This window comes from Marinobacter oulmenensis (genome assembly GCF_014201735.1).
GTDB lineage: Bacteria > Pseudomonadota > Gammaproteobacteria > Pseudomonadales > Oleiphilaceae > Marinobacter > Marinobacter oulmenensis.
Genome location: NZ_JACHFE010000001.1, coordinates 431,130 through 453,431 on the forward strand (window position 1 = coordinate 431,130; position 22,302 = coordinate 453,431).

Annotated in this window: 17 protein-coding genes; 9 read left to right on the top strand and 8 right to left on the bottom strand. The window is 60.9% G+C overall.

The features are described 5' to 3' along the window. Positions 1-320: 320 nt before the first annotated feature. Together aceE and aceF are read left to right on the top strand one after the other, a co-directional pair. On the top strand, positions 321-2,984 hold the full coding sequence (gene aceE, locus HNR38_RS01985; protein ID WP_183699229.1) for a pyruvate dehydrogenase (acetyl-transferring), homodimeric type: 2,664 nt from the start codon (positions 321-323) through the stop codon (positions 2,982-2,984). Positions 2,985-2,996: 12 nt separating this feature from the next. Further along, the gene (gene aceF, locus HNR38_RS01990) at positions 2,997-4,679 is read left to right on the top strand and encodes a dihydrolipoyllysine-residue acetyltransferase (protein ID WP_183699231.1); all 1,683 of its coding nucleotides are present in this window, start codon (positions 2,997-2,999) and stop codon (positions 4,677-4,679) included. Positions 4,680-4,835: 156 nt separating this feature from the next. Here the strand turns inward: aceF and HNR38_RS01995 are convergent, their stop codons facing one another. Next, complete coding sequence (locus HNR38_RS01995; protein ID WP_183699233.1) at positions 4,836-6,026, bottom strand: DcaP family trimeric outer membrane transporter; 1,191 nt, start codon at positions 6,024-6,026, stop codon at positions 4,836-4,838. Between the two features lie 310 nt (positions 6,027-6,336). Here HNR38_RS01995 and HNR38_RS02000 point away from each other — a divergent pair, with 310 nt between their 5' ends. The 4 genes from HNR38_RS02000 (at position 6,337) to astB (ending at position 11,530) form a co-directional block, all read left to right on the top strand. Then, the gene (locus HNR38_RS02000) at positions 6,337-7,554 is read left to right on the top strand and encodes an aspartate aminotransferase family protein (protein ID WP_183699235.1); all 1,218 of its coding nucleotides are present in this window, start codon (positions 6,337-6,339) and stop codon (positions 7,552-7,554) included. A 37-nt stretch (positions 7,555-7,591) separates the two neighbouring features. Continuing rightward, positions 7,592-8,635 carry an arginine N-succinyltransferase gene (gene astA / locus HNR38_RS02005; RefSeq protein WP_183699237.1) on the top strand — a complete coding sequence of 348 codons (1,044 nt, stop codon included), beginning with the start codon at positions 7,592-7,594 and terminating at the stop codon, positions 8,633-8,635. Positions 8,636-8,696: 61 nt separating this feature from the next. Beyond that, positions 8,697-10,175 (top strand): succinylglutamate-semialdehyde dehydrogenase, encoded by a 1,479-nt coding sequence (gene astD / locus HNR38_RS02010; protein ID WP_183699239.1) that lies wholly within the window; start codon positions 8,697-8,699, stop codon positions 10,173-10,175. Between the two features lie 14 nt (positions 10,176-10,189). After that, positions 10,190-11,530, top strand: a complete 1,341-nt coding sequence (astB, locus tag HNR38_RS02015) for an N-succinylarginine dihydrolase (RefSeq protein WP_183699241.1) — start codon at positions 10,190-10,192, stop codon at positions 11,528-11,530. Between the two features lie 3 nt (positions 11,531-11,533). Here astB and HNR38_RS02020 read toward each other — a convergent pair whose 3' ends face one another. Then, positions 11,534-12,172: a TetR/AcrR family transcriptional regulator gene (locus HNR38_RS02020; protein ID WP_183699244.1), complete on the bottom strand. Its 639-nt coding sequence runs from the start codon at positions 12,170-12,172 to the stop codon at positions 11,534-11,536. A 171-nt stretch (positions 12,173-12,343) separates the two neighbouring features. On the opposite strand from HNR38_RS02020, the gene HNR38_RS02025 reads away from it, so the two are divergent. Both HNR38_RS02025 and HNR38_RS02030 read left to right on the top strand, forming a co-directional pair. Beyond that, positions 12,344-13,429 carry an efflux RND transporter periplasmic adaptor subunit gene (locus HNR38_RS02025; RefSeq protein WP_343068206.1) on the top strand — a complete coding sequence of 362 codons (1,086 nt, stop codon included), beginning with the start codon at positions 12,344-12,346 and terminating at the stop codon, positions 13,427-13,429. Then, on the top strand, positions 13,429-16,455 hold the full coding sequence (locus HNR38_RS02030; RefSeq protein ID WP_183699248.1) for an efflux RND transporter permease subunit: 3,027 nt from the start codon (positions 13,429-13,431) through the stop codon (positions 16,453-16,455). Before HNR38_RS02025 ends, HNR38_RS02030 begins: the two co-directional genes overlap by 1 nt. Here the strand turns inward: HNR38_RS02030 and HNR38_RS02035 are convergent. From HNR38_RS02035 to HNR38_RS02060, 6 genes are all read right to left on the bottom strand, one after another. Continuing rightward, positions 16,415-17,479: a succinylglutamate desuccinylase gene (locus HNR38_RS02035; RefSeq protein ID WP_183699250.1), complete on the bottom strand. Its 1,065-nt coding sequence runs from the start codon at positions 17,477-17,479 to the stop codon at positions 16,415-16,417. The genes HNR38_RS02030 and HNR38_RS02035 overlap by 41 nt on opposite strands. Before the next feature lie 178 nt (positions 17,480-17,657). After that, positions 17,658-18,380, bottom strand: coding sequence for an ABC transporter permease (locus HNR38_RS02040; protein WP_183699252.1), 723 nt, complete (start codon positions 18,378-18,380; stop codon positions 17,658-17,660). Between the two features lie 3 nt (positions 18,381-18,383). Further along, positions 18,384-19,088 carry an ABC transporter permease gene (locus HNR38_RS02045; protein WP_183699254.1) on the bottom strand — a complete coding sequence of 235 codons (705 nt, stop codon included), beginning with the start codon at positions 19,086-19,088 and terminating at the stop codon, positions 18,384-18,386. A 48-nt stretch (positions 19,089-19,136) separates the two neighbouring features. After that, positions 19,137-19,889 (bottom strand): transporter substrate-binding domain-containing protein, encoded by a 753-nt coding sequence (locus HNR38_RS02050; RefSeq protein ID WP_183699256.1) that lies wholly within the window; start codon positions 19,887-19,889, stop codon positions 19,137-19,139. A gap of 76 nt (positions 19,890-19,965) precedes the next feature. Then, the gene (locus tag HNR38_RS02055; protein ID WP_183699258.1) at positions 19,966-20,736 is read right to left on the bottom strand and encodes an ABC transporter ATP-binding protein; all 771 of its coding nucleotides are present in this window, start codon (positions 20,734-20,736) and stop codon (positions 19,966-19,968) included. A gap of 147 nt (positions 20,737-20,883) precedes the next feature. Next, on the bottom strand, positions 20,884-21,648 hold the full coding sequence (locus tag HNR38_RS02060; protein ID WP_183699260.1) for an FCD domain-containing protein: 765 nt from the start codon (positions 21,646-21,648) through the stop codon (positions 20,884-20,886). Positions 21,649-21,870: 222 nt separating this feature from the next. On the opposite strand from HNR38_RS02060, the gene HNR38_RS02065 reads away from it, so the two are divergent. Beyond that, entirely contained in the window at positions 21,871-22,296 is a 426-nt protein-coding gene (locus HNR38_RS02065) for a GlcG/HbpS family heme-binding protein (RefSeq protein WP_183699262.1), read from the top strand. Positions 22,297-22,302: the final 6 nt, after the last annotated feature.

The following is a 22,302-nucleotide window of genomic DNA, read 5'->3' on the forward strand; positions in this document are numbered from 1 at the left end:
TATTTTCAGGTCTAACGAAATTTTCCCGGTGCGGGTCGGGAAATGCTTTGTGTCGACGGGTTTCAGCACCAAGGATTGCGTAAGTAATCTAAATAAATTGCTTCAGATCACAATTAAAACGGGTGTTTGTTTGTTTTTTGGGGTGTTTTTGTAGTAAAAATACGAAAGTTTTATTCCTTATGGTCTGATAGAAATCCTCTGACTTGTATGCGGCCCGGTTCATCGGTTGACTGTCCTTATGTCGGAGGTCCCGGACAGAAAAAACAGGAAAGCTGTTCTATGCTTGAGAAAGTTTCAAAACAATGCCAACGGGAGGTTTGATGTACCAGGACGATGATCCCATTGAAACCAGTGAGTGGCTTGACGCTCTGGAATCTCTGATCGAGAACGAGGGAGTCGAGCGCGCCAAATATATCCTGGAGCGCCTGTCCGAACGCGCGAGCCGGGACGGTACCGAGCTGCCTTATTCCATCACCACGCCATTCCGCAACACCATCCCGGTCACCCAGCAGGCTCAGATGCCCGGTGACCTGTTCATGGAACGCCGGATCCGTTCACTGATCCGCTGGAACGCCATGGCTATGGTGGTGCGTGCCAACAAGCGTCCGGGTGACCTGGGTGGCCACATTTCCACCTTCTCCTCGGCAGCGACGCTGTACGACGTCGGCTTCAACTACTTCTTCCACGGCGGCGACGACAAGCGCAATTCCGACCTGGTCTACTTCCAGGGTCATGCGGCGCCGGGTATTTATGCACGCTCCTTCCTGGAAGGTCGTTTCAGTGAAGAGCAACTGGACAAGTTCCGGGAAGAGGTCGATGGCGATGGCCTGCCGTCCTACCCGCACCCCTGGCTGCTGCCCGACTACTGGCAGTTCCCGACTGTTTCCATGGGTCTGGGGCCGATTCAGGCCATTTACCAGGCTCACGTCATGAAATACCTGCACAGCCGTGAGCTGATCGACATGGACCACCGCAAGGTCTGGGCCTTCGTCGGTGACGGCGAGTGCGACGAGCCGGAAACCCTGGGGTCCATTTCCAAGGCTGGCCGTGAGGGTCTCGATAACCTGATCTTCGTGGTCAACTGTAACCTCCAGCGTCTGGACGGCCCGGTACGCGGCAACGGCAAGATCATTCAGGAACTCGAAGGCGTGTTCCGGGGTGCCGGCTGGAACGTCATCAAGGTCGTCTGGGGCCGGATGTGGGATCCTCTGTTCGAGAAGGACGAGGACGGCATCATGCAGCGCACCATGGACGAGATCTGCGATGGCGATCTGCAGAACTACACGTTCAAGGGCCCCGCCTACACCCGCAAGGAATTCTTCGGCAAGTATCCGGAGCTGTCCAAGCTGGTTGAGAACATGTCCGATGAGGAAATCGAGAAGCTCAACCGGGGCGGCCACGACCCCTACAAGGTTTACGCGGCCTATCACAAGGCGGCGAACCAGTCCAACGGCAAACCGACCGTGATCCTGGCCCACACCATCAAGGGCTATGGTTTCGGTGCTGCAGGCGAAGCCCAGAATACCGCGCACTCCCTGAAGAAGCTGGACCTGGACACCCTCAAGGCCTTCCGTGACCGTTTCGGTGTGCCGCTCAAGGACGAGGAGCTGGAAGAGATTCCTTACTACCGTCCGGCACCGGACAGTCCGGAACTGCTGTACATGAAGAAGCGCCGCGAGGAACTGGGTGGTTTCTATCCCAAGCGCATCAAGGACTGTCAGCCGCTGCAGATTCCGGAACTGGACATCTTCAAGCAGGTGCTTGAAGGCTCCAACGGCCGTGAAATCTCCACCACCATGGCGTTTGTGCGCATCCTCACCGCGCTGGTGAAAGACAAGCGTGTGGGCAAGCGGGTGGTACCGATCGTGCCGGATGAGGCGCGTACCTTCGGTATGGAAGGCATGTTCCGCCAGTTGGGTATCTACACGTCCGAGGGCCAGAAGTACGTGCCCCAGGACCGTGACCAGATCATGTACTACCGTGAGGACAAGAAAGGCCAGATCCTGCAGGAAGGCATCAACGAAGACGGTGCCATGGCGACCTGGATGGCCGCGGCCACATCCTACAGCACCAACAACTTCCCGCTGATTCCGTTCTATGTGTTCTATTCCATGTTCGGCTTCCAGCGGATCGGTGACCTGGCCTGGGCTTCTGGCGACATGCAGGCCCGCGGCTTCCTGATCGGCGGTACCGCCGGGCGCACCACCCTCAACGGTGAAGGTCTGCAGCACCAGGATGGCCACAGCCACGTTCTGGCCAACACCATTCCGAACTGCAAGGCCTATGACCCGGCGTTCGGTTACGAGATGGCCGTGGTGATCCGTCACGGTATGAAGGAAATGTTCGAGGACAACCAGAGCGTTTACTACTACCTGACCATCGAGAACGAGTTCTACGAGCAGCCGGCCATGCCGGAAGGCTGTGAAGACGGCATCATCAAGGGCATGTACCAGTTCAGCTCCGTAGAAGCCAAGGGCGGCAAGAAAGCGCCCCGGGTCCAGCTGCTGGGTGCCGGTGCCATCTTCAACGAAGTCACCGCAGCCGCCGAAATGCTCAAGGAAGACTGGGGCGTTGCCTCCGACGTCTGGAGCGTGACCAGCTACAACGAACTGGCCCGTGACGGTCAGCACGTGGAACGCTGGAACCACCTGCATCCGGATGACAAGCCACGCAAGGCTTACGTGACCCAGATGCTGGAAGAGCAGAAAGGGCCGGTGGTGTCTTCCACCGACTACATCAAGCTGCATTCCGAGCAGCTCCGGTCATTCATTCCCAAGACCTACGTCACTCTGGGAACCGACGGCTTCGGGCGTAGTGACACCCGTGAGAAGCTGCGCAGCTTCTTCGAGGTGGATCGTTACTACGTCACCGTTGCGGCGCTGTCTGCGCTGGCCAATGATGGCGACATCAAGCAGGAGACAGTGCTGGAAGCCATGCGCAAGTATGGTATCGACCGCAACAAACCGAACCCGGTGCTGAGCTAAGGAGTCCGCCCAATGAGTGAACAGGAAATCAAGGTTCCCGATCTTGGCGGCGCAGACGAAGTCGAGATCATCGAAGTCACGGTCAGTGAAGGGGATACGGTTGGTGAGGAAGATCCGATCCTGACCCTCGAGTCTGACAAAGCCTCTGTCGAGCTGCCGTCACCGGCAGCCGGCAAGATCACCAAGATCACCGCCAAGGTCGGTGACAAGGTCAAAGAAGGCGACGTGGTTGGTACCCTGGAAGTCAGCGGCGATGCTGGTGACTCCGGGTCCTCTGATGACGAGCCTGAAGAAAACCAGGAGCCCGAAGGCGAGAGCCAGGAAGCGGCTGAGAGTTCGGATGACGGCAAGGCGGAAGAGTCCAAGCCGGCACCGAAAAAATCCGGCGGCTCCCGCACCGAGACCGTGAAGGTTCCGAACCTGGACGGTTTCGAGGATGTACCGGTCATCGAGATCAATGTGTCTGAAGGCGACACGGTCGGCGAGGAAGACCCGCTGGTGACCGTTGAGTCTGACAAGGCCACCATGGAGATCCCGTCACCTTATGCCGGCAAAGTCGGCAAGATCCTGGTCAAGGAAGGTGACAAGCTTTCCGAAGGCAATGATCTGCTGGAAATGACCATTGAGGAAGAGGGCGGCGACGAAGCCGAAGACGCCGGCTCGAGCGAGGATAGCGGCAAGGCCTCGGAGAAGACCTCCGAACCGGAGCAGAAAAAGGCGCCGGAAAAGCAGGAGTCTGCGCCTTCCCAGCCTCAGGGTTCCACCTACGAGCCACCCGCGCCCGGCACCAAGGTGCATGCAGGGCCGGCGGTTCGTAAGCTTGCCCGCGAGCTTGGCGCTGACCTGACCCGCATCAAGGGCAGTGGTCCGAAAAACCGGATCATCAAGGATGATGTTCACGCCTATGTGAAGAGTCAGTTGCAACAGGCTCAGCAGGGCGGTTCTGTCGGCACCGGTTCCGGTATTCCGGGTGTGAAACTGCCGGACTTCAGCCAGTTTGGCGAAGTGGAGCGCGAGGGCATGTCCCGCATGATGGCGGCTACCGCCACCAACATGCAGCGCAGCTGGCTCAACGTGCCCCACGTGACCCAGTTTGATGATGCCGACATCACCGAGATGGAAGCCTTCCGCAAAGCCCAGAAAACCGCCGGCGAGAAGAAGGGCATCAAGATGACGCCCCTGCCGTTCCTGCTCAAGGCGTGTGCGGCGGCACTGGCGGAACTGCCCCAGTTCAACGTGTCCCTGGACATGGAGCGCAAGGAGGTGGTTCACAAGAAGTACATCCATATCGGTATTGCGGTGGACACGCCCCATGGCCTGATGGTTCCTGTGATTCGTGACGTGGATCAGAAAGGGCTCTGGGAGCTGGCGGCAGAGAGTGCCGAACTGGCCCAGAAGGCCCGGGACAAGCAGCTCAAGCCTGCGGAAATGCAGGGTGCCTGCTTCACCATCACCAGCCTGGGTGGCATTGGTGGTACCGCTTTCACGCCGATCGTGAATACGCCGGAAGTGGCGATTCTCGGGGTGTCCAAGGCGTCCATGAAGCCGGTCTGGGATGGCCAGGAGTTTCAGCCGCGGCTAATGCTGCCGCTGTCGCTGTCCTATGACCACCGGGCGGTCAACGGTGCCGACGCGGCCCGTTTCACCAACCTGCTGACGCAACTGCTGGGGGATATCCGAACCCTGCTGCTGTAAGGCGAGTGGTCAAGCCACTAAACGGAAAACCCCGGCCTGGTGCCGGGGTTTTTTATGTCTGGAGATCAGGGGCAGGCAGCATAATGGCCCGCCCTGAACGCAAAAACCCCGGCCAAAGGCCGGGGCTTCTGCTGAGTTAACTTCTAACAGGAAGTATTAGAAGTTGTACTGGGCTGCGAACAGCAGGCGGTTGGAGTCGCCGTCATCACCGTTGGCATCCTCTGTTTTCAGGTGCTGGAATTCAACGCCCATCATCACGTTTTTGACGGGAGTGAACTGGTAGTTGGCCATGATGGCAGAGTTAGTCTCTGCAATGGACTCATTGCCGGTGTAGTCGTCGCCAATATCATCCACGTCCATGGTGGTCATGCCATAGCCAACGTTGATGCTATTGCCGTTGCCGAGCTTGATGCCTGTCCCGATAGAGCCGCTGTAGCCTTTCAGGGTTTCCACGTCTCCACCCGGAGTCACGTAGGCATCATAACCGTAGTAGTCTTCACCTGAGCGCCAGAGGTAGCTGTTGGCGCCGTCGCTGTAGTTGAACGACCCCTGGATTGAGACCATGTCAGTGATTGCGATTTTACCGGCGACAAATGCGCCGAAACCGATAGCACTGTCGTCATCCGTGCCAGTGTCGTATTCCACCTGGTGCACCAGGGCGGCCGCTGAGTAAGACAGCCCACCATTGGAGTCCTGGAAACGGGCGGTGAAGGTGGGCATGCCGTCTTTAGAGCCGGCCTGATCGTCAAGTACGAGGTTGCCAGCATTAGCTCCAGTAGTGGGGGTTGTTACACTCGCAACGCTGCTGCTTGGCTCTTCAACAGAAACAGAGAAGGGGCCAGTTGTATAACGCAACTGAGCCGTACGTCCCTGAAGACCGGCGAGACCCGGCAGTGAGTCAAAATCCAGAGTGGAGGTGTTGCCCACAAAGCTGTTGAAGTTTGACCAGGTTTGGCCTGCGAGGACGCCTTCGTACTCGCCGTAGGCATGACGCAGGCGGAGATCGCCACCGCCATTACCGCGGAAGTCCCCTTCCACGACCATTTTCACCCCTTCGGGAGTCATGGTCTGGATGCCCAGTCGGGTTTGTACTGCGTCGGCATCGAAGTGGCCGCTTACTTCATCGTCTTCCTCATCACCCACGTTGATGTCGGAAAAGCTGGCCGTTTGAGCCGAGTTGGTGTGTTGTTCGTCAATATCGTAGCTGGCGTTGAGACGGGCATAACCGTAGATTGAGGTTTCCCAGCCGCCGGTTTCGAAGCTGATGGCGCTTGCCTGACCTGCCATGCCCAGTGCAGCCATGGCGGCCGTTGCGCGAATAGCCATTCTTAGCTTGTTGTTCTGCATCGTTGTTGTCTCCAAAGGTTTGTTTTTGTTGGACCCAGAAACAAGGTAGTTACGAACATGTGACATTTCAAATGAATTACAGATTATTTAGACGAATGTCTATGTGCAAAAAACACCCGATGCTTGAATCCAGCGCGCGATTCTGCTCGTACTCATTGAAATGGCTGAAAAAAACTGAGAGGGCTTCGCTCATCGGCTGCCCGGGCGGGCTGCTGCGTGATCGGGTTACCGGCATCGGGCACACCGGCTGTTCTTATGCCGTGAGTGTCGTATTATGGGGTCAGATTTATTCAGCCGCTGAGAGTGATTTATGAACAGAGAACCCGTCTCCCGTGAACTGTTTGATGACGTGATGGTGCCGAATTACGCCCCGGGCAACATCATTCCCGTGCGAGGCGAGGGCTCCCGTGTCTGGGATCAGGAAGGGCGCGAGTTCGTGGATCTGCAGGGAGGCATCGCCGTCACCAGTCTGGGGCACTGCCACCCGGGACTGGTGGGTGAACTTCAGGACCAGGCGGAAAAAATCTGGCATCTGTCGAATGTCATGACCAATGAGCCAGCCCTGCGCCTGGCCCGGACGCTCTGTGAACTGACTTTCGCCGAACGGGTTTTCTTTGCCAATTCCGGTGGCGAAGCCAATGAGGCCGCCTTCAAGCTGGCTCGTCGTTATGCCTGGGAGCACTACGGACCGGAGAAGAACGAGATCATCTCGTTCACCAACTCTTTCCACGGCCGCACCCTGTTCACCGTCAGTGTCGGTGGCCAGCCCAAGTATCTGGAGGGTTTTGAACCAGCTCCCGGCGGCATCCATCATGCCGAGTTCAACAACCTGGACTCTGTAAAGGCCCTGATCTCCAGCGAGAAAACCTGTGCCGTGGTCGTCGAGCCCATCCAGGGTGAGGGTGGCGTCCTGCCGGCGGATCCGGAGTTCCTGACCGGCCTGCGTGAGCTGTGTGATGAGCACAATGCGCTGCTGGTGTTTGACGAGGTGCAGACCGGGGTTGGCCGGACCGGTCACCTGTATGCCTATGAAATGTACGGAGTGGAGCCGGATATTCTTTCCAGTGCCAAGGGCCTGGGTGGCGGTTTCCCCGTGGCCGCGATGCTGACGACCGCCAGCGTCGCCGCCAGCCTGGGCGTTGGTACCCATGGCAGTACCTATGGCGGTAACGCACTGGCCTGCGCCGTTGCCCAGAAAGTGATCGATACCGTCAGCCAGCCGGAGGTCCTCAAGGGTGTGAAAGCCCGGTCCGACAAGCTGCGGGACGGCATGATGGCCATTGGCGAACGTTACGGCGTGTTTTCGGAAGTCCGGGGGGCTGGCCTGCTGCTGGGGTGCGTGCTGACCGAACAGTGGCAGGGGCGCGCCAAGGAATTTCTGGCCGCTGGCCTGGATGAGGGCGTGATGGTGCTGGTTGCCGGTGGTAATGTGGTCCGCCTGGCGCCGTCCCTGATCATTCCCGACACGGATATCGATGATGCCCTGGCGCGTTTCGAAGCGGCCGTACAGAAACTGACGGGCTCGTAACCGGGCCAGTAACCCCTGTACCGCAAAGGAAAGAGCTATGCTGATCATCCGGCCCATCCAGGAGCAGGATCTGGATGACCTTTACGAGCTGACCGGGGCTGCCGGCAATGGCCTGACCACACTGCCCCAGGACAGGAATCTGCTTGCCAGCAAGATCCGCAAGGCCCGCGACACCTTCGAAGGCCGGTGCCCGCCTGATGCCGGGCTCTATCTGTTTGTACTGGAAGATCTGCAGCAGCAACGGTGTGTCGGCATCAGTGGCATCCAGGCGCGTGTGGGCCTGGATGAAGTCTTTTACAACTATCGCCTGAGTACCACCGTGCACGACAGCCGCGAGCTGGACGTTCACGTGCGCACGCCCACGCTCTACCTCACCAACGACATGACCGATGCCACCGAAATCGGCTCACTGTTGCTGGCCGAAAGTCACCGTCAGGGTGGCAATGGCCTGCTGCTGTCCCGCAGTCGTTTCCTGTTCCTGAACGAATACCACGAACATTTCTCCGACAAGATCTTTGCGGAGATGCGTGGTGTCTCCGATGAGCAGGGCCGGAGTCCGCTCTGGGAAGCACTGGGCCGCCGCTTTTTTGATATGGAATTCGCCGAGGCGGATCGACTGTCCGGCCTTGGCAACAAATCCTTCATCGCCGAACTGATGCCCCGCTTCCCCATCTATCTGTCGCTGTTGCCGAAAAGTGCAACGAAAGTCATCGGCAAAGTCCACCGGGACACCGAGCCCGCCCTGCGGATGCTCCAGGATGAAGGCTTCAACTTTAACGGCCTGGTGGATATTTTTGATGGCGGGCCGGTTGTGGAGGCGTTTGGCCACAACATCCGGATCATCCGGCACAGTGTGCTGAGAACCGCTGTGCCGGCGACGTCAGACGGTCCATCCGGCGAAGAAAAGGAAAGCAAAGTAATGGTCTCGAACCGGTCCTTCGGGGATTTCCGGGTGGCGCTGCTGGCCAAATCGGCAGTGCAGAGCCAGGAAGTGGCGATGCCCAGGCCGATGATGGAGGCCCTGAACGTTCAGGAGGGCGACCAGGTCAGACTGGTTTCCCTGAAAGAGCCCCGATTTTGACCGATACCTGTTACCGTGACACATTCAGCCACTCGCAGATTCTCCGGCCAGGAGGTGCAACATGAGCCATACCCTCACGGGCGACCTGTATATTGATGGACTGTGGTTCCAGGGCCACGGTGTTCCCTTTGAATCGGTTCAGCCGGTTACCGGAGAAACTGTCTGGGACGGCAACTCCGCCAGTCTGGAGGATGTGGACGCCTCCGTGCGTGAGGCCGGAGACGCGTTCGTGAAATGGCGCCGTAAAGGGTTTGCCGAGCGCCAGGCGGTGGTCGAAGGCTTTGGCAGCCTGCTGGAAAAACACCGGGAGGAAATGGCCGAGCTGATCGGACTGGAAACCGGTAAGCCGCTCTGGGAAGCCCGCACCGAAGTCGCCGCCATGGCAGGCAAGATCCCTATTTCCATCAAGGCCTACAACGAGCGTACCGGCTGGTCGGAGTCCGAAGTGGCTGGCGGTCATGCCGTTCTGCGCCACCGTCCCCACGGCGTGGTGGCGGTGTTCGGCCCCTACAATTTCCCCGGCCACCTGCCCAATGGCCACATCGTGCCCGCCCTGCTGGCGGGCAATACGGTCGTGTTCAAACCCAGTGAACTGACGCCCGGCGTAGCGGAACTGATGGTCAAACTCTGGGAGAAAGCCGGTTTGCCGGATGGTGTGCTCAATCTGGTGCAGGGTGGGGCCAACGTCGGCAAATGCCTGGCCAGACACCGTTTGCTGGATGGTGTGTTCTTTACCGGCAGCGCTACGGTGGGACACCTGCTGCACGAGCAGTTTGCCGGCCAGCCGGAAAAAATCCTGGCGCTGGAAATGGGTGGCAACAACCCGCTGATTGTCCAGAAGGTCTCGGATGTGGATGGCGCGGTGCATCATGCCATTCAGTCGGCGTTTATCTCTGCCGGCCAGCGGTGTACCTGCGCCCGCCGCCTGCTGGTGCCGAAAGGGCGCAAGGGGGACGAGTTCCTGGCCCGTCTGGTGGAGGTGGCGTCCAGGCTCCGGGTCGGTGGCTACGATGACGACCCGCAACCGTTTATGGGCTCGGTGATTTCCTCTGAAGCCGCCGAGCAGTTGCTGGGCGCCCAGGCCGCCATGGTTGAGCAGGGTGGCAAGGTGCTGCTGGAAATGAAACAGCTGGCCCCGGAAACCGGCCTGGTATCACCGGGCATCGTGGATGTGACCGGTCTGGACCGGCCCGATGAGGAGCACTTCGGCCCGCTGCTTACAGTCTGCCGGTATCGCAGCTTTGACGATGCGCTGGCGTTGGCCAACGATACCCGTTTCGGGCTGTCGGCCGGCATCCTGACCGACGACCGCAAGCTCTATGAGCGCCTAGCCGAGGAAGTCCGGGCGGGCATCGTCAACTGGAACCGGCCACTGACCGGAGCCAGCAGTGCGGCTCCCTTCGGCGGCGTTGGTGCCAGCGGCAATCATCGCCCCAGTGCCTATTACGCGGCCGACTATTGTGCCTGGCCCATGGCTTCTCTGGAGGCGCGCAAGGCTGAAAAACCCGAGAGCCTGGCGCCCGGGCTCGATTTTGACTGACAGGAATCCCCGCCATGGTTAAACACGCAGTGGAAGTCAATTTTGATGGCCTGGTGGGGCCGACCCACAATTACGCGGGCCTGTCCTGGGGCAATGTGGCTTCACGGTCCAATGTGAACGCGGTGTCCAACCCCAGGGAGGCTGCGCTTCAGGGGTTGGCGAAGATGAAGCGCCTGGCCGACCGGGGCTATGTCCAGGGCGTCCTGCCACCCCATGAGCGCCCTCATATCCCGACATTGCGCGGCCTCGGGTTCGAAGGTGATGACCGGCAGGTGCTGGAGCAGGCCCGGCGCAAGGCGCCGGGCATTCTGGCGTCGGTATCGTCGGCTTCGGCCATGTGGACAGCAAACGCTGCCACGGTGTCACCGAGTGCCGATACGGCGGATCACCGGGTGCATTTCACTCCGGCCAATCTCAATGCCAAATTCCATCGCTCCATCGAACATGCGGTAACGGGCAGGACGCTGCGCTCCATTTTTGCCGACGAAAGCTATTTCGCCCACCATCCGGCGCTGCCGGCGGTGAGCCAGTTCGGTGACGAGGGCGCCGCCAACCACACACGCCTGTGTGGCCGTTACGGGGAGCCGGGCGTGGAACTGTTCGTTTACGGCCGTGAAGGCTTCAACGAGTCTGCGCCGGCGCCGCGGCGGTATCCGGCGCGTCAGACGCTGGAGGCATCCCAGGCCATTGCCCGCCTGCACGGACTAACCGACCGCCATGTGGTCTTCGCCCAGCAGAATCCCGAAGCCATTGATGCCGGCGTGTTCCACAACGACGTCATTGCCGTTGGCAACGGCAATACCCTGTTCTATCACGAGATGGCCTTTCTGGAAGAGCAGCGGGTACTGGATGAACTGTCGGACCGGTTGACGGGCGCTTCACTGGAAACCGTGCGGGTATCCGGTGCAGAAGTGCCCATTGAGGATGCGGTGGCCTCCTACCTGTTTAACAGCCAGTTGCTGAACACGCCCGATGGCATGTTGCTGGCCGTACCCGGCGAGTGCCGGGAAACCCCTTCGGTCAGCCGCTATCTTGATGAGCTGCTGGCCAGCAATGGTCCGATCACCTCGGTGGAGGTCTTCGACGTCAAGCAGTCCATGCGCAATGGCGGTGGTCCTGCCTGCCTGCGGTTGCGGGTGGCGCTCAATGATGACGAGTTGCATGCCCTCAATCGGGGGGTGATCCTGACGGATGACCTTTACCAGCGCCTGACAGCCTGGGTGGAAGCCCACTACCGGGACCAGCTCAGTCATGAGGATCTGGGGGATCCGATGCTGCTGGAGGAGGTGCGCAAGGCGCTGGATGAACTGACGGGCATCCTTGGCCTTGGCAGTATCTACGATTTCCAGCTTTAGGTTCTAGTCCGGGCGGGCAATGGAATGGCTGAGCATGTCCATGGTATGCCGGATCAGTGATTCCGCCGGGAACGCCCTGTCCTGGCCCGCCTCGGCCTGGCACAGCATGATCACCCCGTGCAGGGCACCCCGAAGATAGAGGGCTGTCCGGGCCGGTGATTCAACCCGCCGGGCACAGAGGGTACCGTCGTCCAGGCCGCGACGGATGGTCCCTTCCATCAGTGCCATCAGTTCATTCTTGGATTCCACAATGGCCCGGGCCTGGTCTTCATCGGCCTCAGCGATGGCCGTCGAGGCTTTGGTCAGGGCATTGAAGTAGTCCGGTGATTCCAGGTAGAAACGGTAATACGCCTCGCCCATGGCGCGAATCTGGGCCAGCCCCGTTTCTACCCCTTCCAGTGCCTCCCGGAACCGGGCCACCAGGCTTTCGCCCGCTCTCAGCATGATGCCCCGCTGTATGGCCGCCTTATCCTTGAAGTAGACGTAGAGCAGGGCCCGACTGAGGCTGGCCGAGCGGGCGATGTCGTCCATCGACGTACGCTCATAGCCTTTTTCCGGAAACACCTGTTCGGCGGCATCCAGGATGGCGTCATACCTGGCCTGTTTTTCCCGTTCCCGTCTCGATTTCAGGGAGTCATTCATGGTGCGGATGGATCCTTGTTGCCTGGCTTCAGGGTACCTGATCCGGAATAAGAACCGAATATTGACAATTTGTCAAAGAGTGACATGATGTCGTAATCGTCTGATTAACACCCTGTCATGTCGGTGTCGGTCCGATGTTCCGGACAAACAACAAAAAGAGGTCGCCAAACCGTGCTGTGTTTTCCTTCCTCCCCCTTGCGTTCCGGTGGCTTGCTGGTGCTGGTGTTTGTATTCGCGCTGGTGGGCTGTAAACCGGAGTCTGCGAACAGCCAGGACGCTGCCACCGTCTCTGTGCGCGTGGCGCCGGTCACCGCAGGTGAAACCGTGGAGGCGCCGCTGCGGTTTGCCGGCGTGGTTCGCGCCGTGCAGCGGGCCACGCTGACGTTCCAGGTCAGCGGGACGCTTCGGGAGCGGCCGGTGGAGTTGGGGCAGTCGGTCGATCCCGGCCAGTTGCTGGCCAGACTCTACAACCCGGCGCTGCAGCCAGCGCGGGATTCCGCAGCGGCCCGGCTGCGGGAGCTGGAAACCCGGTTCGATCAGGCGCAGCGGGAGTGGCAGCGAGCCAGCCGCCTGCATGAGCGGGGCGTGGTCTCCGAGCAGGAGCTGGAACAACTGGCGGCCCGCCGGGATGCGCTGCGGGCCGGTATGGCAACGGCCGAAGCGGAACTGGCGGAAGCCAGTCGTCTGCTGGAGGAAAGCGTGCTCAGGGCACCGTTTGCCGGCCAGGTGGAAGCCCTGCCGGTAGAACCTGATGAGTTTGTCAGTGCCGGTCAGCCGGTGGTTCGCCTAGCCTCACCCTCCGGCCTGGAAGTGGAGGTCCGGTTGCCGGCCTACCTGCTGGACCGGGTGGCACCGGGGCAATCTCTGCCGGTCTGGCTGGTCCGCCAGCGGGATGTGGAGCCCCGGCAGGGGACCGTGGTCGAGGTAGCCCGGGGCAGCGCTGTTCGGGGTGAGCTGCACCCGGTGCTGGTCAGCCTGCCGCCGGCAAGCATGGAAACCGGAGCGCCGGTGGAAGTGGGAATCATGCCGGAGCGTAACGACGGTGTCAGTGTGCCGTTGCTGGCGGTGATTCGTGACGCCAATGGCACCGCGGTCTATCGGGTCCGCGACTCGGTGGTCGAACGGGTACCGGTCACAGTGGACCGGGTGATGGGCGAGCGCGCGATTCTGGCGAACAGCCCCCTGACTTCGGGGGAACAGGTGGTTTACGCCGGCATGAGTCGTCTGGTGGACGGTGACCGGGTGGAGATCCACTGATGGTTCGTCGTCTGCTGCATTATCAACGTCTTCTGGGCATGGTGGTCACCATGCTCTGTCTGCTGGGCGTGGCGGCCTACAGCACCATGCCCCGGCAGGAAGATCCGTCGTTTCCGGATCGTGCCGGTCTGATCACTGCCCATTATTCCGGGGCCAGCGCCGAGACAGTGGAGCGTCTGGTTCTGCGGCCGCTGGCGGAGGAGCTCCGCCAAGTAGAGGAAGTGGATTACAGCGAGGGCACCGCACGAACCGGTGTCGCTCTTGTCCGGATGCGCCTTCAGGACGATATCTACGACACCGATGCCGCCTGGGACCGGGTACGCCAGGCCATGGATCGGGCACGTCTGGATTTCCCGGACGGTGTCGGCCAGATGACCCTTGATGACCGTGTCATCGACATTCCCGCCGTCGTGCTGGCGGTTGCCGGCTCGCCGTCGGTGGCAGAGCTCAGTGAGGTGGCTGAACGTCTCAAGCGCAACCTGTCGGATATCCCGGGGGTGTCGCGAATCGAACTGGAGGGTGATGCGGATGAGCAGATCACCCTGGCGCTGGATGACGCCGCCCTGTTCCGGCTGGGCGTGTCACCCCAACGGATTCTGGATACCCTGAGCCGCCGCAACCAGACCATCACCGGTGGCTTCGTGGTGGTGGATGGCCGGCGCCTGTCGGTGCTGCCCAACTCCGAATTTACGGACATGCAGGCCATCCGGGCCACCCCCATCGAATTGCCGGACGGTTCCCAGGTGCCCCTGTCGGCGGTGGCCGAGGTCTGGCGCGGGCCGGCGGAGCCACGTCAGCCGGAAACCTGGTACGACGGCGAGCGGGCGGTGCTTTTGTCCATCATCATGGAAGAGGACACCACCGATGCCATCCGTTTTGGCCAGAGCGTGCGTGAGCGACTGACCGAAATCCGGCCGGATTTTGCGCCTTACGACATCCACGAAATGTTCTTCCAGCCCGACAAGGTGGCGGAACGCCTGAACAACCTGGCCTGGAGCCTGGTGCTGTCGGTTCTGATCATCGTCGCGGTGGTGTTTACGGGCATGGGTATCCGCATGGGGCTGCTGGTGGCGTCCATCCTGCCCATGGTGGCGCTGATCAGCGTGGGTCTGTATGACCTGGGCGGGGGCGTGCTGCACCAGATCGCGGTGATCGGCATGGTGATTTCCCTGGGTATCCTGATCGACAATGCCATCGTCATCGTCGAGAACATTCAGGGCCACCTCGATGAAGGTATACGCCGGCTCGATGCCCTGCGCCGGGCAGTGTCGGAACTGGCCGGGCCACTGGGCGCCTCGACCGGTACCACCCTGGCCGCCTTCGCGCCCCTGCTGATGGCCAAGGGCGGTACGGCGGACTTCACCCGCGGCGTACCGGTGATGATCATGCTGACCCTGTCGGTCAGTTATCTGCTGGCGATCTCGGCAGTGCCGTTGCTGGCGGCCCGGTTCCTGAAACGCAGTGGCAGTGGCCACCGTGACCGCCTGATCGGCCTGGCCCGTTTTCTGGGACGGCTGGTGCAGCGTTACCCCGGTCGCCTGATACTGGCCGGCCTGGTGCTGGTGGCCATCAGTGTGGGCATGACGCCGTTCATGGCCCAGCAGTTTTTCCCCAACGCCGACCGGCCACGGGTCATTGTCGAACTGCACATGCCGGAGGGCACCGACCAGGCCCGGACCGGGCAGGCGGCCTCCGAGCTGGAGCACGCCCTGCGCCAGCGCCCGGACGTCCTGGATGTGCACCGGTTCGTTGGCTTTTCCGGCCCGAGTTTCTACTACAACCTGCGGCGTTCTCCGGATGCGCCCAACCTGGCCCGGCTGGTGGTGCGCACGCCCACCCTTGAGGACACCACCGATCTGATGCACTGGATCCGTGAGCGGGTGGCCCGCAATCTGCCGGACCTGACCATTGATGTCGGCATTCTGGGGCAGGGCCCGGTACGCAAAGCGCCGGTAGAAGTGCGGGTGTTCAATGCCGACGATGCCCGGCGGGCCACGGCCGTGCGCCAGGTCTACAGGCTGCTTCGGTCGGCCCCGGGCACCGTGGACGTACGCCACGACCTGGACATCGGCGTGCCCGGTATTGCCATTAACGTGGACGATGCCACCGCTGCCCGCTACGGCCTGACCCGGGCGGATGTGGCCAACAGCCTGTACGGGCAGAGCTTCGGGGCCGTGGCGGAGCGTTTCCGCCAGGGCGATGATCCGGTTCCCATCGTCCTGCGCTCCCGGGAAGGCACGTCACTGGCTCTGGACCGGTTGTTGTCCGTTAATATCTACAACGCTCAGGGCGATGCCATCCCTCTGTCCGCTGTCGCCACGGTGGAGACCGAATGGCAGCCGGCGGTGCGTTACCTTCGCAACGAGGCGCCGGTCAATTCGGTGCTGGCCAACCTGGAAGTCGGATTCAGTTTCAGTCAGGCGCTGGATGGCCTGCGTGCCGGGCTGGCGGAGCAACCCTTGCCTCCGGGGACACGGCTGGAAATGGGCGGTGATGCCGAGGGTTCCAGTGATGCCAATACCGCCCTGCTGAAGTCCGCGCCCATTGGCATACTGCTGCTTCTGTTCTTCCTGCTGATCCAGTTCAATTCCTTCCGGCGGGTGGGCATCATCCTGCTCACCGTGCCCCTGTCGGCGGTGGGGATCTTCCCGGGACTGGTGTTGTCCGGTTCGCCGTTTGGTTTCCAGTCGCTGCTCGGGGTTATCGCCCTGGTGGGGATCGTGGTCAACAATGCCATTGTTCTGCTGGATGTCATGGATCGGGAACTGGCGCGGGGCAGGGATATCCATGGCGCGGTCCGGACGGCCGTGGAGCGCCGGACCCGGCCAATCCTGCTGACCACCGCGACCACAGTGGCGGGGCTGTTGCCGCTGGCGTTTTCCAGCTCCACCCTGTGGCCGCCCATGGCCTGGGCGATCATCTCCGGTCTGCTGGCATCCACCGTGCTGACCCTGCTGGTGGTGCCGTCTGTGTGTGCGAAAGTGCTCAGGGCGCCGGTGCCCGAGCCGGAGAATGCGCCGGCCTGACCAGCAGGCCGACCCGGTGCCCGACCGGCACCTCCCGGTTCGGGAAGACAATGGCCTCCGGCACGCTGCCGACCTGGTAGCGTGTCTGGTCATCCTCCCAGATGACCGTACCCGGTGAATACTCGGTGAAATTGGCAACATCGTCGGGGATGTGGAAGCGGAACCCGTCGCCGGTGTTCAGAATTTCATGCACCACCTCAAACACGGTGAGCTGCCCGGTGGCGTGGTCGCATCCGGGCGCGATCTGCCCCTGAAATCGCCGGCGCAGGGCCTGCTTAATGCTACCGAAGCGGCTCAGGTCATTCTGGCCGAACGGCCGCACCTTGCCCAGCTCGATGGTGAAGCTCTCGGCGTTCAGCTCACTGGCGGAAAAGGCCGAGAACACCGTTGATTCCTTGTGCTGTAACAGCAGCGTTTCCACCTCGGCTTCCAGCAGGAAGTCGCACTGTTCCCGGGGCGGCGCTGAACGGCCTTCCAGGTAGGGATACAGGGCGAAGCGTTCGCGCCGGGATGGCCGGATGGCGGTGTGCAGATCGTAATGGCTCAGGGCCAGTTCCGGGTAGGTGTCCGCGAAAGCCCGGCAGACGCCTTCGAGCAAGCGGGCCCGGTCGGCTTCCGGCTCACCCCGGTACTCCTTGCGTCCATGGGCGCCGTTGAATAACCGATTCAGATTGACGCCGGTGAAGCGCTCGCCGGCAACCATGGCCGGTGGGTTGCCCAGGATCAGCAGGAGCGGGCAGCCCGGTGACCAGCGCCCCTCAAGCAGCTCTGACACCAGACCGTTGAGCACTTCAATGGGCGCCGTCTCGTTACCGTGGATGCCCGCCGAGACCATCAGGGCCTCCCGGTGCCGGTTGTCGGCGAGGTCGGGCGGTGTGATCCACAGAACGCCGAGGGCTTTGCGCAGGATTCGGGTGCCGTCGTGCAGCACCATGCTGGTTTCCGGGCATTCCTGGCCGGCGCAGGCGAGGGTATGGGCCAGCCAGTCGCTGTGGGTGTCAAAGAGTGGTCTGGATGTATTCATGGCTTCCCCGGGATGTACAGCGATCGGTGCCTGAGCAGATAGCAGACCTCGGGCAGTCGGCAGGGTCCGGCATCCGGGAACCGCTACGAGCACGTCCATGTGCGCTTCTCTCAGGCCGTCCCTGGCCTTCGAGATTCCCGGATGCCGGACCCTGCCGACTGAGTGCTATCCCTGAAGATCAGGAACTGACCGGCTTCTGATGCCGCAACAGGTGATTTTCCAGCTTCCGGAAGGCGAACACCAGCATGAAGGTCAGGGCCATGTAGCACAGGGCCACAAAGATGAAGGCATCAAAGGGTGCATAAAACCGGGAGTAGATGTTCCGGGCTGCCCCGGTGAGGTCCACGATGGTGACCACGCTGGCGATGGCGCTGGCATGGAGCATGAAGATCACTTCGTTGGAATAGGCCTGCACCGCGCGGCGGGCGGCACTGGGCAGTACGATCCGGCGCAGTCTCAGGAACCAGTTCATGCCGTAGGCTTTGGCGGCTTCGATCTCCCCGTAGGGGGTGGCGGCTATGGCGCCACGGATAATTTCGGTGGTGTAGGCCGCCGTGTTCAGGGTAAAGGCCAGAAGCGCCGGGTACAGGGGCTCCTTGAAGATGTCCCACCAGAAGGTGTCCTGAATGCCGGGGATCTGGGCGACGCCGTAGTAGATGATGTAAAGCTGGATCAGCAGGGGCGTGCCCCGGAACAGGTAGGTGTAGAGCCAGACCGGGCCGGACACGAATGGATTGCGCACGGTGCGCAGGATGGCCAGGGGCACAGCGACCAGCAGGCCGATGACCAGTGACAGGAATACCAGATGCACGGTGGTCACCAGGCCATCCCAGTATTCCATGAGGGTCATGGCGGTGAAGATGTCGTTCTGGTTCAGCCATTGGGCGATAAAGTCGGGCATGCCTTATCCTCCCTGCACCACGCCGACATTGGCGCGTTTGTCGAGCCATTTGATGAACAGCTCGGTGACCGCGGTCAGGGCCAGGTACACGGCCGCCACCGGGATAAAGAAGTGGAAGGGCATGCGTTCGGCCTTGGCGGCCTCCTCGGCAACCCGAACCATGTCGGTCAGGCCGATAATGGACACCAGGGCGGTGGTTTTCAGCAGCACCTGCCAGTTGTTGCCCACCCCGGGCAGGGCATGGCGCAGCATCTGTGGCACCATGATCCGGCGGAAAGTGTGCCAGCGGCTGAACCCGTAGGCCCGGGCGGCTTCAATCTGGCCACTCTCTACGGCCAGGAAGGCGCCCCGGAAGGTTTCCGTCATATAGGCGCCGAAAATCAGCCCGATCGTGACCACGCCGGAGATGAACGGATCGAACTGGAAGAAAAACTCGATTTCGTGGTTGTACCACAGATAGTCGGAGAGTGTGTTCACCATTACCTGCCCGCCGTAGTAGAACAGCAGCATCATCACCAGGTCGGGAACACCTCGGATCAGGGTTGTGTACGTGGCCGCCACGCCGTGGGCGAAGCGGTTTCCGGAGAGCTTCGCGCTGGCTCCGAGCAGGCCCAGTGTGATGGACAGGGCCAGTGACAGAAAGGCAAGCTCAACGGTGACCACTGCCCCCTCTGCGAGAGCCGGGCCGTAGCCTTTAAGGTCGATCATGGAATTATCCGGTCATCAGGGGGTGGCCGAAGCCACCCCGCTGGCTTCTTACATCTTGATGTCGTAGCTGAAGTACTTCTGCATGATGGCGTCGTAGGTGCCATCTTCCTTCAGGGTGGCAAGGGCTTCGTTGACTTCCTCGGCCAGGTCGGCATCACGCTTGCGCATGGCAACGCCAACGCCCTGTCCCAGTTTGACTGGCTCACCGGCTTCCTTGAAACCATCCTTGTTCAGAATGGTCTGTTCGCCTACCGGGTAGTCCACGAAGACCACATCCAGACGCTCGCCTTCCAGGTCCAGCGCCATGTCCTCGGCCGTGGTGTAGCGCTTGATGGTCACAACGCCGCCCATGTTTTCGGTTACGAAGGTATCCATGGTGGTGCCGCGCTGAACGCCAACGGTTTTACCTTCCATGGCGTCCATGTCGGTCACGTCGGTGTCGAAGCTGTCATGGGCGAACCAGCCACCCGGTGTGATGTAGTACGGCTCAGAGAACAGTACGCGCTCGGCACGCTCGGGCGTAATGGACATGGAAGACATGATCAGATCGAATTTCCGGGCCAGCAGGCCGGGGATCATGCCGTCCCACGCCTGGATGACAAATTCGCAGTTGGCTTCCATTTCCTCGCACATGGCATCGGCCAGCTCCACTTCGAAGCCGGTGAGTTCGCCGTTGTCGTCCTTGTATTCGAACGGTGCGTAGGGAACGTCAAATGCAATCCGCAGGTTCTGGTCCTGGGCCTGGGCGCCACCGGCGGCCATGGTCAGGGCGATACTGGCTGCTGCAAACAGTTTTTTCATGCGTCACTTCTCCGGTCATTTGCCTTGATGGCTTTGTTTCTTATCGAAGTTTCCGGCTTCAAGATAGCACCGGTTTTCAGAACTTGGGAGCAAGAAACTGCTTCATTCGTTCAGAATCGGGGTTGTTGAACACCTTATCCGGGGTTCCCTGCTCCTCGATCACGCCCTGATGCAAGAACAGGACCTGAGTAGACACATCCCTTGCAAAAGCCATTTCGTGGGTCACCACGATCATGGTGCGGCCTTCCTCGGCCAGGCTCTGCATGACTTTCAGTACCTCGCCCACCAGTTCCGGATCAAGTGCCGAGGTGGGTTCGTCAAACAGCATCACTTCTGGCTCCATGGCCAGGGCCCGGGCGATCGCGGCCCGTTGCTGCTGGCCGCCCGACATCTGGGCCGGGTAGTAGTCCTTGCGTTCGTAGATACCCACCTTGTGGAGGTAGGCCTCCGCCCGCTCGATGGCTTCCTTTTTGGGCACCTTCAGGACGTGTACCGGAGCTTCGATGATGTTTTCCAGAACGGTCATGTGGGACCAGAGGTTGAAACTCTGGAACACCATCGAAAGCCGGCTGCGAATCAGTTCAACCTGCCGGTTGTCGGCAGGAATGCGCTCGCCTTTGCGGTTCTCGGTGAACCGGATCGGGTCACCGTGCACAATAATGTCGCCGGCGGTGGGAGTTTCCAGCAGATTGATGCAGCGCAGGAAGGTGCTCTTGCCAGAGCCGGAACTGCCGATCAGCGAAACCACATCCCCCTTGCGTGTCTCCAGCGAGATGCCCTTGAGCACTTCAAGCTGGTCGAAGGTTTTGTGGATGTCCCTGCAGATCAGGGGCGCGGGCTCCGCCATGGTTGACTCCTGGCTATTGTTCAAAGGCGCATGTTTTACGGACTGTCGTCACGGAAATCAATACCGAGTTGCTATATTACGGCAAGATCGGGGCCAAAAACCCCGCCCGTCATTCTGGCTTAATTACTGATCAACGCAAGTGTTGCGCTATTGCCGCTCTTCGGTGTCGGTCATCAGGTTTTCCAGTTCCTCCGGCGCGGGTACCCGAAGCAGTTGTTCCCCCTGTTTTTCCATCTCCAGCAGTGTCTGGCGGACAAACCGGACGTGCGCTGTCGCCACCTTTCGGGCCTGTTCGGGTTTGGCAGCCATGATGGCTTCGTATAACTGGCGATGATGCCGGGTGATGCGGCTGCGCATCTCCTCCCGTGGGTTCAGGTTCGATACGGATGCCTGCACGGTCAGCAGCATCATGTTTTTCAGACCGCTGAGTACATGCACCAGCACCGGGTTGTGGGAGGCCTCAACAATGGCCTGGTGGAAGCCGTGATCCGGCCGGGCGTTGCTCAGCGGATCGGTCTGCTCCAGCGCCTGATAGGCCTGGGTCAGGCGGTGCCGGTCCAGGTTGGTGGCCCGCTGGGCGGCGAGAAACGCTGCCTGGCCCTCCAGTTGCTCACGTACTTCGAGCAGGTCGAACAGGGTGCGGGAATGGCCCTGGTAGAGATACATCAGCGGGCTGTCAGAGCGGCGATTGTCGGAATCCGGGACAATGCTGGCCACAAAGGAGCCCTTGCCATGGTGTGTTTCGACGACGCCGCGGGCCTGGAGTTCGTGCAGGGCTTCCCGGACCACGGAGCGGGAAACCTGGAGTCGGGCCGACAGCTGGCGTTCGGAGGGCATCTTCTGCCCGGGGGCCAGTCCGCCTTCGAGAATCAGATGTTCAAGCCGGTAGGAGATGTCTCTGGATATGCCCATGTCTTGCTGGTCTGACCAGTTTTGGTGTTTTCCGGTAGTTTAGGCGATAACTCCGGGTGACCACAAACTGCCCGGCAGGCGGTGGCTTAGCGGAAGTCAGGGTAGAGCCCGGCGAACAAACTGGTCTGACCAGTGGCAAAAATTATGGACGTGCGGAGCGAATACAAAGACCATCTGCGGTACGTCGTGGTAACCAAACCGAAAACAAAAGAGGTACCGACCATGCTGACCTTCAAGCGGCTTTCCATAGAAGACGCACGACTGCTGATTGCCGGGGCTGCGGAAAAAGCCCGGGACATCGGGGTTCCCATGTGCATCGCCATTGTCGACGAATCCGGCAACCTGATTGCGTTCGAGCGTATGGACGGTGGCAAAACCAGCAGTGTCCTCATTGCCCAGGACAAAGCCTATACCGCCGCTGCCGCCCGCAAGGCGACCCACGAATACAATGCGGCGAATGTGCCGGGCAGTCTGGCGTTTGGCATCCACACCGAAGCGGGCGGACGCATCAGTTCCGTTGGCGGCGGCCTGCCGGTCATCGTCGATGGCGAGGTGGTGGGCGGCATCGGGCTGAGTTCCGGCACCCCCCAGCAGGACATGGATTGCGCCCAGGCCGGAATCGATTACTTTCAAGGCAAACGCCAATAATTACCC